Below are 13,315 nucleotides of genomic sequence, written 5' to 3' on the forward strand. Positions count from 1 at the left end.
AGGGCACGACCTGTCGATAGGGTCGCGCGAGATGAACGCACCGAAAGTGACGCGCCAACGCGTCAACGCTGGATCACGCACGCTTCGGTGCAATTGGGCATGCCGTGGTAGTAGATAAAACGGTGAATCTCAGGTGCCAGCCGGCCGCTTGCGATCAGAGTCGGTCAACCGGCTCAATAATCCAACGAGACTAGCGCACTTCTTGAGGGCAGATCGGATAAATCTGTTCTGCTTAGCAAGCGGTGCGACAGGCCCGAGGGGGCAACTATCAAACTTAATATTTTGGCAGCGGTATTTATGATGCCCATGTTGCTCGACGCAGGCAAGCGTTTCTTGTCGATCGTATGTTCGCTCGGCTTATCAGGGCTCGTCGATGGACGCTGTTTGACCGGTGCGTAATCTGGAATTAAAGGCGAAAGCGCCAGCGTCGGTGATCCGCATTTCGATTGATAAGGGGGAAGGCTCGGAGATAGGGGATCTACCGGTATGGTCCATGTGGCGAAAGACACAGTCTTACTGAGGGGGAGATTTGACTGGGAGGAGTTTGCGATCCATGCAGGTAATCTGGGGTTGCGCCAACACGGTACGAGTCTCGGGTTGGCATGTCGGCCGATGCGTGGTCGTGATCTCCGTAATGAGCGGCGCGCAGCTGGCAGAAGGTCATTCTTTTGCCTCCGGTCCGAGCGAATCTTGTTAGCGGAAAATCATTCATCGACCTCTAGTACGAACCGGAAGGCCAAAGCAACGCTTGGCGTTTTGGCACTACGCCATCAAATTTCGACTCCGCCCCCAGCTATTCATTTCGTATCAGCTGACGCTCGCGCTTTAAGCGATCGAGGCAGCGCCTCCCCATGCTTGCGGAATAAGCGAGCCAAATATGACGGCGAGTCGAGACCTACCGCCGCCGCGGCCTTGACGACAGACATACCGGGAGATTGCAACAGCAGCGATGCATGGCGTACTCGCTGCCGCGATTGGTACTCGACGATGGATTCGCCGGTGACCTCACGAAACATTCGCGTCAGCGCGCGCTGGGACAGACCAAACTCATGAGATATGCGTTCAAGCCCGATCGCTTGATCTAGCGTCGAGTCAAGAAAGGACTGAATATCCATGACGCGTTCGCGGCGAGCTTCGGCACGTGTCAACGATAGGACATCGGAAATCAGCCCTGCTTCAATGCACGTGGCGGCTAGCGTCCTCGCGGTTAGTTCCCGGCGGAAAGCGGCAAGTTCCGGGACGTTGCGCGGTTCTGCGCCGCTGGCAAGACGTACTGCGTTGAGCAGCGCCAGGGGCGCTGCGCAGACGCCTATCTTCGCGCATGACAGGCTTTTACGCGCCTTGCGCTCGCAGTACGCGACGAAATCGCTTGCCACATAGACGGCGACGTGTTCCTGCTGTGCTCGGAAGCCATGTGTGTCGTGCAGGAGCTTTGGCGGCACGACGACGAACGACATCGGCGCCACGCGCAAGGGCGACACATTCGATTCGACGTTCAGGACCAGCTGGCCCGTGCGTGGCACCAAAAACATGTACTCGTCATGTTGATGCGGTTGCGTACGGTAATTGCCGACCGAAACTAGCCGGACATCTGCAACGCGATCGTCGAGCAGATGAGTCTTGGCGGTTGGATAGTGTTTCATGTATCACCCTCGGGCGCCATGTGCAATAGCTTCGCGGACGGGGATCGCCAGGCTGAGCCCGTAACGCGCTGCATCAAGCTGAGTATAGCGTTTAGAGGTTTTGTGCGTGAGGCTAGACGCGCACGCGGCAGCGGCCGCTCCGCCCGCGATAAGGGAAAACACGGGGCTGCACGGTTCACCGGACCATGGGGTAGGCGCGCAAGTGGCCGGATCGTGCGCATGACGTGGCCCGACAAGCGGCGAAATTTCGCCCTGGAATCGGCATGCTGGCTTCACCTAAACGTTGGAGCCTTTCATGTCGGATGAAAATCAATCGCTTATATTCGATTCGCGGCACATCGCGCTCGCGCTGCGCGCGCAGGGGCGCCTGCATTTCGTGCGGGTCTTTTCCGCCGGGGCCGGAGGCGGGAACCCCGCGCCAATCGTCTTGGACGCGGATGTCCTGTCCGCTGAAGAGATGAAGGCGATTGCCGCAAACTACGGCCACGAAACAGCTTTCGTGTGCGCGCCGCGCGATGAAGGCAACGCGTATTCCCTGCGGTTCTTCGTCCCTCGTCACGAAATGGAAATGTGTGGCCATGCGACCCTCGGCGCTTTATGGCTTCTGCGCCAGCTTGGGCGCTGGACTTCGCGAGAGGCAAGACTCGAAACATTGAGCGGCATCGTCGAGGCGCGCTTTAATGAGGATGCCCAATCCATCCAAGTGAGTCAGCCTAAAGGCGGCGTGCAACCGATTGAGGAGGAGCGATTGCACGCCGCCATACGCGATGTGCTATGCGTCGATGCGCACGAACTCGGCCCCCTCGGCATCGTCAACGCAACGACGAGCCGGACAAAGACGCTGATTCCGCTTCGTTCTATGCAGCGACTGCAGACAATCGCGCCGCGCTTCGATAGGATGCGCGCCTTATGCGATGAGTTGGGGTCGACGGGCCTCTATCCATTCGCCGTGGAGCGTACCGGCCCCCTCGAGTTGCAAGCACGGCAGTTTCCACGTTCATCGGGTTACCCGGAAGATGCGGCGACCGGCATTGCTGCTGCAGCGACGCTATACGGCGCGCTGCACTACGGTCTGCTCCCGCAAGGCGCATCGAGCATGACCGTGCATCAAGGATACGCGATGGGAAAGCCATCCAGCATTCAAGTGGTCATGCGAGACCCCAACAATGCGGACGCTGGCTGCTGGATCAGCGGCGCAGTCGAAAGTACGGTGCTGGAGCCGCTGCAATGAAGTTCTTTACCAACGATCAAATATCCGAAGTCCTTGACATACACCTCGCATCGCAAGCCATCCGCGCCGCGTACCTCGACCTTCAAAGCGGAGAGGCAGCGGTTCAGCCACGCGCACGCATCGGCTTGAGCGAAGCAAAGTTCAGCGCTATGAGCGCCATGCTGGGTAACAACAACGTCGCAGCGATCAAGATGTACACAACGCTTTCTGGCCAATTCCGTTTTTACATCGCGCTGTTCTCGCTGTTGGATGGTGCACCCCGCGCAATGCTAGAAGGTGATGCGATCACAGGCGTGCGCACGGCCGCGACTACAGCCCTTGCGGCGTTCCATCTTGCGCGTCCAGCGAGTCGAAGCCTCGGACTTTTTGGCAGCGGAGTACAGGCACGGGCCCATGCAGACGCTTTAGCGAGTCGACCGGGTTTGTGCGAAATCTTCATAAATAGTCGTGACGATGCAAGCGCGAAAGCGCTTGCCCACGACCTCAGGCGTCGATTCGGGCTGGCAGTGTCGGTTGTAGACCAGAAAAGTGCGCCTCCGCCGACATCGTCGTCCTGGCGACGCGGTCATCGGAACCCCTGCTACGCGGCGGTTGGTTAAGCCCGGGCGCATTTGTCGCGAGCATCGGCGCAACGCGCCCCGATCAACGGGAGCTTGACGACACTTCGTTGCTCGCGGCATCGCGCATCGTCGTGGACTGGGCACAACAGACGCCTTTTGAAACAGGCGATCTTGTGCTTCCATCGCGTGAGCTTTTGCACAGCAGGGCAGTGATAGACCTTTCGTCCGCCATTGGCGCGGATGAGCGCCGTACGCACGACGCGACAGACATCGTGATCTATAAAGCCGTTGGGATCGCCCTGCAGGACGCGGCAGTCGCGTATATGGCATACACGCAACTCAGCTAGTGACAGTTTCCCGCCGCCGTTACCTGTCAGGAACTTCATTGCACCGCTTGCTTTCTGTTCGCTCGTCATCGGCGTGAAGAAGATAGGCGATGTCCGTGCCGTGGGTCGCATCGGGTTCAGGACGTTGGCGTGGTTCGTCTTCGCATCTTTCGTTTCGGCCTACTTCTCGCTCCTCGCCGAGATGTTTCTACGCCTGGCGTCTTGATCGGGCGCAAGGTGTTTTCGCTTGTGCGTCTTATGCGCGTGCAGATGTTGATCGGCTTCAGTACCGCCAGTAGTGAGGCAGTTTATCCGAAGACGCTGGAACAGCTAGTACGTTTCGGTGTCCCCGAGCGGATTGCGAGCTTCGTCTTGCCCATCGGTTATTCGTCCAATCGCGACGGCACGATGATGTGTTGCACGTTTGCCACACTATTCATCGCGCAGGCGTATGGCGTGCATCTAACGTTTATGCAGCAGTTATCGATGCTTGCGATCTTGATGCTTACGAGCAAAGGCATGGCCGGAGTGCCGCGCGCGTCGCTGGTGGTTATTGCCGCGACGCTCACGCAGTTCAATATCCCCGAAGCCGGGCTCCTTCTCATTATTGGTGTCGACCATTTTCTCGACATGGGACGTACAGCAACCAATGTCCTCGGAAATGCGGTTGCCTCTGCCGCCGTCGCCACGTGGGAAAGCGAGCTTGCGCCGACAGTGTCGACTGTTCAGTCAGTCGATGACGGGGGTAAGGGCCAAACGGGTGAGCTCCGTGCAGGTGACGATCTGACGATTCGCAACGTCTAAAGTGCGGGTGGCGCGAGATTCACGCGAGGCCGGGGGCGGTTTTGAACTCAAACCCAATGGGAGTGGAACCTGGGTGGACCGGACCCCCGTGACCGCGCGGGGATCAGGGGCGAAAATGAGACCGCGCCACTTTTTCTCGGAGCGTCGCAGAGTCGACGCAAACTCCGCTCATAGCATAGGGATTCCACTTAGTGAGAAAGCTATACATTTGCTATAATGTATACATTCATACGATCGCACCGACTGGAGGTGGATGTGGCAGGAGCCGTAAACAATTCGCTGAGAAGCCGTCGGTGGTTCAACGATCCGACGGATCCGGGCATGACCGCTTTGTACCTCGAGCGGTACATGAACTACGGCATCACGCGTGAAGAGCTCCAGTCGGGCAAGCCAATCATCGGCATTGCGCAGACCGGGTCTGACTTGTCACCGTGTAACCGTCACCACTTGGCGCTCGCTGAACGAGTTCGCGACGGCATTCGGGATGCGGGCGGAATCCCACTCGAGTTTCCTGTTCATCCAATCCAAGAGACGGGAAAGCGGCCGACTGCGGCGCTGGATAGAAATCTCGCTTATCTTGGGCTTGTCGAGGTGCTGCATGGATATCCGATCGACGGTGTCGTGCTAACTACCGGTTGCGACAAAACAACCCCCGCGTGCCTTATGGCCGCCGCGACAGTCAACATTCCTTCAATCGTGCTGTCAGGCGGGCCAATGCTTGACGGGTGGCACAACGGCAAGCTGGCAGGCTCGGGTACCGTGATCTGGGCTGCACGCAAAAAACTGGCTGGCGGCGAGATCGACTACGACGACTTCATGGACATGGTTGCGTCATCGGCGCCTTCTGTGGGCCATTGCAACACGATGGGAACCGCATTATCGATGAACTCGCTTGCCGAGGCCGTAGGTATGTCGTTGCCGGGCTGCGCCGCTATCCCAGGTCCCTACAGGGAGCGCGGATGGATGGCGTTCGCAACGGGCAAACGTATTGTTGAGATGGTCGCAGAAAACCTCCGGCCGTCCGACATTCTTACCCGGCCAGCATTCGAAAACGCGGTGATAGCGGCGACGGCGCTAGGGGCGTCGTCAAACTGCCCGATTCACATGATTGCAATCGCCCGGCACATGGGCGTCGACCATTCTCTTGCGGATTGGCAGCGCTTGGGTACGGACGTTCCCCTGCTGGTCGATTGTCAGCCGGCCGGCCGTTTCCTTGGTGAGTCGTTCCATCGAGCGGGCGGAGTTCCAGCGGTGATGAAGGAGCTTTTGTCAGCCGGGAAGATTGATGGCCGAGTCATGACGGTGACCGGCAAGACGGTGGCAGAAAACCTGTCGGAGGTGCCGACACCCGATCGAGCAGTAATACGCGCCTACGCTGAACCGATCAAAGAAGCGGCTGGGTACGTAGTGCTAGAAGGGAACATCTTCGAGAGTGCGATCATGAAAACGAGCGTCATCGATGAGAAGTTCCGTAGCCGCTTCCTTTCTGATCCTGCAAAGTCAGACTCGTTCGAAGTGCGGGCGGTGGTGTTCGAAGGCCCGGAGGATTATCACGCTCGTATTGACGATCCGACACTTGGGGTAGATGAGCGTTCCATCCTCGTAATTCGGAATTGTGGCCCGGTGGGCTATCCCGGCGGGGCTGAGGTCGTGAACATGCAGCCGCCTGCTGCTCTCATCAAAGCCGGAATCGATACGCTTCCTACGCTTGGCGACGGCCGCCAAAGTGGAACTTCGGCTAGTCCTTCCATTCTCAACGTATCACCTGAGGCGGCGGTGGGCGGAGGCATTGCGTTACTTCGCACCGGCGATCTGCTGCGAATAGACCTAGCAAAAAGACGGGTCGACCTTCTTATTGAGGAACGTGAAATGCAGCAGCGCCGGGCCGCGTGGCGCGCGCCTGTGCTGGAGAATAAGACGCCTTGGGAAGAGATCTACCGTGGCTCCGTTGGCCAACAAAGCCATGGCGCGTGCCTTGAGCCGGCCACACAGTTCCTCAATATCCTCGAGACGCGGGGTGAGTCTAGGCATAACCACTAGTGCACCTTATCTCGACATTGTATACATTCTTAATGCATGTAAAAGGAGTCAAGTATGACTGCGGTCGCAGCAGAACTGAAAAGCGCAATTGAAAGCGAAGTGGAAGTCGCTAAGAAACGCTACGCAGCACACAACCCTCGTAGCGCCGCGTTGTACGCTAAGGCTAAAGAGCACATGCCCGGTGGCAACACGAGAACAGCGCTCCACTTTGAGCCGTTTCCACTCTACGTGGAGCGAAGCGAAGGCGCGAGGATTCGCTCAGTTGATGGGCAGGAGTATTTGGACTTACTCGGGGAGTTCACTGCTGGACTATATGGTCACCGAAACCCGACGATCACCGCAGCGATCTTGAAGGCGGCCGAAGCGGGTGCCTCTAATGGTGCGCCTGGTGAAAATGAGATCAAGCTCGCTGAACTTATTTGTGATCGATTTCCGTCTATCGAACGCGTTCGCTTCTGCAACTCCGGAACCGAAGCAAATCTGTTTGCGTTGACTCTTGCACGTATTGTTACCGGCCGTAGCAAATTCATCGTAATTGACGGTGGTTATCACGGCGGAGTTCTCTCGTTTCAGGGAGCTGGGACGATCATGAACGTTCCAATGGACTTCAGGCTCATCCGATACAACGACTGTGAATCCGCCGAGAGAGCTATCGCGGAGGCAGGCTCCGAACTGGCGGCCGTCATCGTAGAACCGATGATGAGTAACGGCGGGTCGATCCCCGCGAGCCGCGAGTTCCTTGAAACGCTACGTAGATGCACCCGTGAGCAAGGCGCGCTGCTCATCTTCGACGAAATCGTCACCTCACGAATGGGGCGTGGAGGATTGCAGCAGTACCATGGCATCACGCCTGACCTCACGACACTTGGCAAATACCTGGGCGGGGGCTTTTCTTTCGGTGCGTTCGGCGGTTCTGCCGCGCTGATGGAGCGCTTTGATCCCTCCCGCGCTGGAGCGTTGGTGCATTCCGGAACCTTTAACAACAACGTTTTTACGACAGCGGCCGGGGTCGCCGGTCTTCGCGATGTATTCACCCGTGAGCGTTCGGAACGACTGTTCCAAGACGGTGAGACCCTGCGCCGACGACTTCAGTCGCTTACTGCTCAGTGCGCCGGTGTGACGCTCACAGGAATCGGATCGGTGATGAAAATTCACTTCGGGAGCAAGGGTACAATCACATGCCCACAAGATGTTCCGGCCGTGTCTAAAGAAATTGTTGAGCTGTTTTTCTTTGATCTCCTTGAACAGGGGATTTACCCCGCTCGCCGCGGTCAGATGACGCTGAGTTTGCCAATGACGTTCACTGATTTTGACATCATTGCAGATGCCGTCGAGCGATTCGTCGCAGATCGCCGCGAGCTTCTCGAAGCTTCCGTTCGTAGTTAGCCATCGGACCCTATATGACGCTTGACCGCCAGTTCAAACAGAGGAACCTGCCCGAGCAGGTCGCCGACTACATCGTCGCAGGAATTGCCAAGGGCGAGCTGCGTGCTGGTCAACGTCTTATTGAGGTCGATCTTTGTGACAAGCTCGGAGTGAGTCGAATACCGCTACGCGAAGCGTTACGGATTTTGCAGGCGCAAGGGGTCGTAAGAACCATCCCCAACCGCGGGAGCTTCGTGAATCAACTGAGTGCGGAAGAGACGGCGGAGATCCTTGAGATCCGTCTCAGTATCGAGCGTACCGCCTTGCGGCGGCTACTTAAACGCGTTCCAACCGAGCCCGCAATTGTAATGGAGCTCCAGGGGCGCCTCGAGGATCTTCGCCGGGCAGCGCGGGTACGCGATCAACTAACTTATTGCCAGGCGGATTTGGCGTTTCACCAATGCATCGTGGATCTCTCCGGCAGTCCACTTTTGCAGGCAACTTGGAACTCCCTGGCTCGGGGCGTGCTGTTCTTTCTGATGCAAGAACGTGAAGTGAAATTCGATTACCGCGAGCAGCTCAGAGATCACCAACGTTTGGTCGATCTGATTCAAGCTGTCGACGGAGCGGAACTTGAAAGTGAAATTGGAAGCCACATTCGGAAGAATCTCGAGCGCTTCCCCACCAGAATGCTAGATCCGAATTCGGCAGACTAGATCGCTGCGCCGCGTTGGGCGGCACCTTGATCTCCTTTCGGACGACTGATAAATGCACAACCTCTGACATTTGTGAAACATGGATACGATCAAAGCTATCACGTTTGATTACTTCGGCACCTTGGTTGACGTGGACAAAGGGGGCACCGCCGGGATTGCGGCCGTGCTTGCTTTGCTGGGCATTAGCACGAAAGCCAAGCCAAGTGAGTTGTATCTGGATTGGGACATCCGAACAGTGCGGTTGTACCGTGGCTCCGCTTATCGCCCTTACCGCGAGGTCGCGACGGAAGCGTTGCGAGACTGCATCGAAAACGTCGCACCGGGCGCATGGAGCCGACACAATGTAGACGAAGTGGCGGAATCGTTCTTGACACATCTGATGGAGTCATCGACGCCGCATCCAGACGCGGTTGAATTCCTGGAGTGGGCAAAACCCCGCTTCCCTTTGATGCCGATCACGAACATGGACACCGACCTGTGGAAGCGGTCGTGCCTTACTTCATATTTCTCGCAGGTCACCACTGCAGAGATGGCGAAAGCTTATAAGCCGTCATACCGCATCTTCGATTTTGCTCTCGATAAGCTAAACGTTGCCCCGCAAAACGTACTGCATTGCTCGTTGTCGCGTTGGGCAGACATCGACGGCGCGAAGCCGTTGGGCATGAATGTGGCCTGGATTAATCGCTGGGGCGCGGAACTCGGGACTTGGCAGCCCCGACCCGATTTTCAGTTCAGCACCCTTATCCCGGTGATCGACTTGTTGAGAAACTGATAGACCTAACGTGGAGAGGGGTTCAAATGCAAAAACTTAAGTTCGTAGTACTGATCGCATCGGTCTTTGCCGGTCAACAAAGCGCCTTTGCCGATCAAACGGTGAAGATCGGGTACATCGGGCCCCTTACGGGACCGCAAGCACAGAGCGGAAAGGATACCGAGCGTGGCGTGCGATTGGCCGTTGATGAGCTAAATGATGGCCACATAAAAATCGCGGGCACGCCGGTCAGATTTGAACTTGTCTCCGCCGACGACCAAGGCGATCCGAAGACAGGGGTTACGGCAGCCCAAAAGCTTGTGGATGACGGTGTCACCTATGTGATCGGGCATTTTAATTCTGGTGTAAACATCCCCGCCGCGAAGGTCTATAACGACGCTCGCGTCGTTAACATCACTCCAGCTGCTTCGAACCCCGACCTTACTAAGCTTGGTTATCCATATATCTTCCGGCTGTCGGCGAACGATAATGTGATGGGAGCACGCGTCGCCGACTACGCTGCAAAGACTTTGAAGCTCAGCCGCGTCGCGGTCGTGGACGATCGGGCGGCTTACGGCGCGGGCGTTGCTGACGTTTTCGTGCAGTCGGCAAAGGGGGACGGGATGCAAGTGCTTTCACGCGAGTATGGCACCGTTAATACGACTGATTTCAAGGCCATTCTTACTAAGATTAAGGCACAAAAGCCGCAGGCTGTTTTCTATGGCGGGTATTACGCGCAAGCGGCTGTACTCGGCCGGCAGATGAAAGAACTCGGGATGGATGCTGTCTTGCTCGGAGGGGATGGCATCTGTTCGCCGCAGTTAGGCATTCTCTCTAACGGTACGCTGGACAAGCGGGCGTATTGCGCTCAAGGCGGTGCTCCGCTGGACACGCTCGCAGGTGGCAAGGACTTCCGTACGAAATTCAAATCGAAGTTCGGTGTTGACGTAGATGTTTATGCGCCGGCTTACTATGCGGCAACATTGGTGGCGGCTCAGGGCATGCAGAAAGCGAACTCTGTTGATCCTCAAGCGGTCGCCAAGACGCTCGCGTCCCAGTCTTTCGCATCACTGCTCGGCCCCGTTCGCTTCGACAAGCAGGGCGAGTGGATTGACGCTCCGGTGACCATCTATACCTTGCAAGGTACGTCACTTGAATCGGTGACTCAAAAATAGCGAAGGCAGCAGCGCCTGCACCATCCTCGTGGCGTAGGACGTTCAGGGGGAGCCGACCCGTTGTTGCCACGGCTCCCCTTTTTTTCTTTTGCCGCGGCGTCAGTCCGGTCGCTTTCTCGTTGGTCCTCTCTGGAAGATCGCCTGCGCGACCCGTCGCATGCCGCCGGAAGTCGTCGCACGCGGCCCGACTCTTTCATTACCAACATCCGGGCCAATCTCATCTCAGGAGAACGTATGTCTCTGATTCAATACATAACCCGCATCAACTTCGACTTTGGCGCCATCGAGTTGCTTCACAGCGAATGCGAGCGCATTGGCATAAAGAAGCCCTTAATTGTTACGGATAAGGGTGTCGTCGCCGCTGGGTTGGTTGAAAAGGCGCTGATCGCCCTGCGCTCCATTAAGGCAGTTATCTTCGACGAGACGCCGCCCAACCCGACGGAGTCCTCCGTCCGGTCGGCCGTCGCCACATATAAAAGCCACCAGTGCGATGGCATCGTTGCCGTAGGTGGAGGCAGTTCAATTGACCTTGCGAAAGGCGTAGCGGTCTGTGCAACTCACGACGGTCCTTTGCAACAATTTGCGGTAATCGAGGGCGGTCTTCAGAGAATCACGGCTGCAACTGCGCCCGTCATCGCGATCCCGACGACGGCGGGTACAGGGAGCGAAGTCGGAAGAGGCGCTATCTTAATTTTGGATGATGGCCGCAAAGTCGGAATTATCTCGCCCTTCGTCGTGCCGCAATCTGCCATCTGCGACCCGCAACTGACGGTCGGGTTGCCACCGCTTCTTACCGCGGCAACCGGAATGGATGCGATTGCACACTGCATCGAGACGTTCCTGTCGCCCGCCTTCAATCCGCCAGCGGACGGCATATCGCTTGATGGCCTACGGCGTGCCTGGAAGTTTATCGTAGTTGCAACACGCAACGGTGCTGACGTTGATGCCCGATTGAACATGATGAGCGCTTCTTTGCAAGGTGCGTTGGCTTTCCAGAAGGGACTTGGATGCGTGCACAGCTTGAGTCACTCGCTCGGCGGTATCAATCCAAAGCTTCATCACGGGACGCTTAATGCGATCTTTCTACCCGCAGTGATCAAGTTTAACCGCGCCGCGCCTTCGGTGCTCGCTGAGCAGAAAATTGCACGAATCGCCGCCGCTATGGACCTTCAGTCGACCGCCCACGTGGAGCAAGCTCTGAAAGAGATGACTGAGCGACTTGGTCTGCCGACGAAGCTTTCATCGCTTGGCGTCACGCATGACCAGTTTCCAAAAATCGTTAAAGGTGCCGTTGCTGATCACAGTCACAAAACTAACCCGATAGACGCTTCATCGAAAGACTATCAAGACATGCTTGAGGCATCATTCTAAGGAAGCGCAATGAGTAACTCTCAATCACCCGTTCGAACGGCAATCGTGACCGGTGCTGGCAGCGGTATTGGTCGTGCTGCTGCTATCGCTCTGCTGGAAGACGGCTGGAACGTCGCTTTACTCGGCCGTCGTGAAGCGCCCCTCAAGGAACTTGCGCGCCGCGCAGAGTTTGCCGGGACCGCGAAAGTGGAGATCTGCGATGTGTCGGATCCAGTGGCTGTTGCCAGTGCGTTCAACAACACCGTTGCACGCTTTGGCCGACTTGATTTTCTCTTCAATAATGCCGGCGTCGGGAATCCTCCTGGCCCCTTCGAAGATTGGACGCCTGAGCAGTGGCGATCGGTTCTGGAGGTTAATGTGGACGGGATGTTCTTCTGTCTGCAGCAGGCTTTTCGCATCATGCGATCGCAAAACCCGATGGGCGGAAGAATCCTCAACAACGGTTCTATATCGGCGAGCTCCCCCCGTCCCAACTCCATTGCGTACACTGCCGCCAAGCACGCTGTGAAAGGAATGACTAAGTCAGCGTCGCTTGACGGCCGGAAATATGACATCGCGGTCGGACAGATCGATGTGGGTAACGCGCAGAGCGCCCTGGCGTCAAGGATGGCGGAAGGCGTGCCACAAGCAAACGGCGAGATTGAGGCTGAGCCGCTTATTGATGTTGCTCTGGTCGGCCGTTCTGTCCTCCACATGGCAAACCTGCCTCTTGAAGCGAACGTGCTGTTTCATACCATCATGGCTACGAAGATGCCATTCGTTGGCCGAGGTTGACAAAGTCGACGAAGTAGCGACTCGGGCGCTCTCCCAGCCCCGGCTGCAAGCGGGGCCGCATAAGCAAGGAAAATTGCAGCGCTGACAAATGGCGCCGCGCTCACCACCTGGAATTTCAGCAATGGATGTCTTGATACAGCAACTCCTGAATGGATTAGTGCTCGGTAGCGTGTATGCGATCATCGCACTAGGCTACACGATGGTGTACGGGATTCTCGGGATCATCAATTTTGCGCACGGCGACGTGCTGATGGTAGGCGCGATGGTCGCGCTCTCCGCCATCGGCGTCATGCAGAATCACGCGCCCGGCTTGCCCGGACCGATCATGCTGACGATCGCGCTCGTTATCGCCGCGATCGTCTGCGCAATCGTCGGTTACACCATCGAACGCGTCGCGTACCGGCCGCTGCGCAAGGCGCCGCGTCTTGCGCCGCTGATCACCGCGATCGGCATATCGATCCTCTTGCAGACCATCGCGATGGTGATCTGGGGCCGCAATCCGCTCGCCTTCCCGCAGCTTCTGCCGACCGATCCGATCAACGTGATCGCCGCCGACGAA

The 13,315-nt window shown here is 57.2% G+C and carries 11 protein-coding genes and 2 pseudogenes; 12 read left to right on the plus strand and 1 reads right to left on the minus strand.

Annotated elements, in window-relative coordinates; translation table 11 throughout:
- Positions 1 to 797: 797 nt before the first annotated feature.
- Positions 798 to 1,643 carry a helix-turn-helix domain-containing protein gene (locus NCS02_RS32780; RefSeq protein WP_250523603.1) on the minus strand — a complete coding sequence of 282 codons (846 nt, stop codon included), beginning with the start codon at positions 1,641 to 1,643 and terminating at the stop codon, positions 798 to 800.
- Between the two features lie 295 nt (positions 1,644 to 1,938).
- Here NCS02_RS32780 and NCS02_RS32785 point away from each other — a divergent pair, with 295 nt between their 5' ends.
- From NCS02_RS32785 to NCS02_RS32840, 12 genes and pseudogenes are all read left to right on the plus strand, one after another.
- Positions 1,939 to 2,874, plus strand: coding sequence for a PhzF family phenazine biosynthesis protein (locus tag NCS02_RS32785; RefSeq protein WP_250523604.1), 936 nt, complete (start codon positions 1,939 to 1,941; stop codon positions 2,872 to 2,874).
- Positions 2,871 to 3,781 (plus strand): annotated as a pseudogene (locus tag NCS02_RS32790) (ornithine cyclodeaminase family protein). The gene NCS02_RS32785 and the pseudogene NCS02_RS32790 overlap by 4 nt, the downstream one beginning before the upstream one ends.
- 73 nt (positions 3,782 to 3,854) lie before the next feature.
- Positions 3,855 to 3,986 carry a hypothetical protein gene (locus tag NCS02_RS36560; RefSeq protein WP_250523605.1) on the plus strand — a complete coding sequence of 44 codons (132 nt, stop codon included), beginning with the start codon at positions 3,855 to 3,857 and terminating at the stop codon, positions 3,984 to 3,986.
- Positions 3,980 to 4,564 (plus strand): annotated as a pseudogene (locus NCS02_RS32800) (dicarboxylate/amino acid:cation symporter); the annotation flags it as partial. The gene NCS02_RS36560 and the pseudogene NCS02_RS32800, both read left to right, overlap by 7 nt.
- A 216-nt stretch (positions 4,565 to 4,780) precedes the next feature.
- Positions 4,781 to 6,604: an IlvD/Edd family dehydratase gene (locus tag NCS02_RS32805; RefSeq protein WP_250523606.1), complete on the plus strand. Its 1,824-nt coding sequence runs from the start codon at positions 4,781 to 4,783 to the stop codon at positions 6,602 to 6,604.
- Between the two features lie 54 nt (positions 6,605 to 6,658).
- Positions 6,659 to 7,990: an aspartate aminotransferase family protein gene (locus tag NCS02_RS32810; protein ID WP_250523607.1), complete on the plus strand. Its 1,332-nt coding sequence runs from the start codon at positions 6,659 to 6,661 to the stop codon at positions 7,988 to 7,990.
- A gap of 14 nt (positions 7,991 to 8,004) precedes the next feature.
- Positions 8,005 to 8,685, plus strand: coding sequence for a GntR family transcriptional regulator (locus NCS02_RS32815; protein ID WP_250523608.1), 681 nt, complete (start codon positions 8,005 to 8,007; stop codon positions 8,683 to 8,685).
- Positions 8,686 to 8,764: 79 nt separating this feature from the next.
- On the plus strand, positions 8,765 to 9,457 hold the full coding sequence (locus NCS02_RS32820; protein WP_250523609.1) for an HAD family hydrolase: 693 nt from the start codon (positions 8,765 to 8,767) through the stop codon (positions 9,455 to 9,457).
- Positions 9,458 to 9,483: 26 nt separating this feature from the next.
- Positions 9,484 to 10,611: a branched-chain amino acid ABC transporter substrate-binding protein gene (locus NCS02_RS32825; RefSeq protein WP_250523610.1), complete on the plus strand. Its 1,128-nt coding sequence runs from the start codon at positions 9,484 to 9,486 to the stop codon at positions 10,609 to 10,611.
- A gap of 234 nt (positions 10,612 to 10,845) precedes the next feature.
- Positions 10,846 to 11,982 carry a 4-hydroxybutyrate dehydrogenase gene (gene gbd / locus NCS02_RS32830; RefSeq protein ID WP_250523611.1) on the plus strand — a complete coding sequence of 379 codons (1,137 nt, stop codon included), beginning with the start codon at positions 10,846 to 10,848 and terminating at the stop codon, positions 11,980 to 11,982.
- Positions 11,983 to 11,991: 9 nt separating this feature from the next.
- Complete coding sequence (locus tag NCS02_RS32835; RefSeq protein ID WP_250523612.1) at positions 11,992 to 12,756, plus strand: SDR family oxidoreductase; 765 nt, start codon at positions 11,992 to 11,994, stop codon at positions 12,754 to 12,756.
- 121 nt (positions 12,757 to 12,877) lie between these two features.
- Positions 12,878 to 13,315 (plus strand): branched-chain amino acid ABC transporter permease (locus NCS02_RS32840; RefSeq protein ID WP_250523613.1); only part of this gene is annotated, 438 nt, incomplete at its 3' end.

The sequence above is a fragment of the Caballeronia sp. NCF2 genome (genome assembly GCF_023631205.1).
GTDB classification, from domain to species: domain Bacteria; phylum Pseudomonadota; class Gammaproteobacteria; order Burkholderiales; family Burkholderiaceae; genus Caballeronia; species Caballeronia zhejiangensis.

What these genes read in the sequence shown, in the direction of transcription:
- NCS02_RS32815 (WP_250523608.1), top strand. Translation starts at nt 8,005, where the DNA reads ATGACGCTTGACCGCCAGTTCAAACAGAGGAACCTGCCCGAGCAGGTC.
- NCS02_RS32780 (WP_250523603.1), bottom strand. Translation starts at nt 1,643, where the DNA reads ATGAAACACTATCCAACCGCCAAGACTCATCTGCTCGACGATCGCGTT.
- NCS02_RS32835 (WP_250523612.1), top strand. Translation starts at nt 11,992, where the DNA reads ATGAGTAACTCTCAATCACCCGTTCGAACGGCAATCGTGACCGGTGCT.
- NCS02_RS32805 (WP_250523606.1), top strand. Translation starts at nt 4,781, where the DNA reads ATGTATACATTCATACGATCGCACCGACTGGAGGTGGATGTGGCAGGA.
- NCS02_RS32810 (WP_250523607.1), top strand. Translation starts at nt 6,659, where the DNA reads ATGACTGCGGTCGCAGCAGAACTGAAAAGCGCAATTGAAAGCGAAGTG.
- NCS02_RS32785 (WP_250523604.1), top strand. Translation starts at nt 1,939, where the DNA reads ATGTCGGATGAAAATCAATCGCTTATATTCGATTCGCGGCACATCGCG.
- gbd (WP_250523611.1), top strand. Translation starts at nt 10,846, where the DNA reads ATGTCTCTGATTCAATACATAACCCGCATCAACTTCGACTTTGGCGCC.
- NCS02_RS32825 (WP_250523610.1), top strand. Translation starts at nt 9,484, where the DNA reads ATGCAAAAACTTAAGTTCGTAGTACTGATCGCATCGGTCTTTGCCGGT.
- NCS02_RS32820 (WP_250523609.1), top strand. Translation starts at nt 8,765, where the DNA reads ATGGATACGATCAAAGCTATCACGTTTGATTACTTCGGCACCTTGGTT.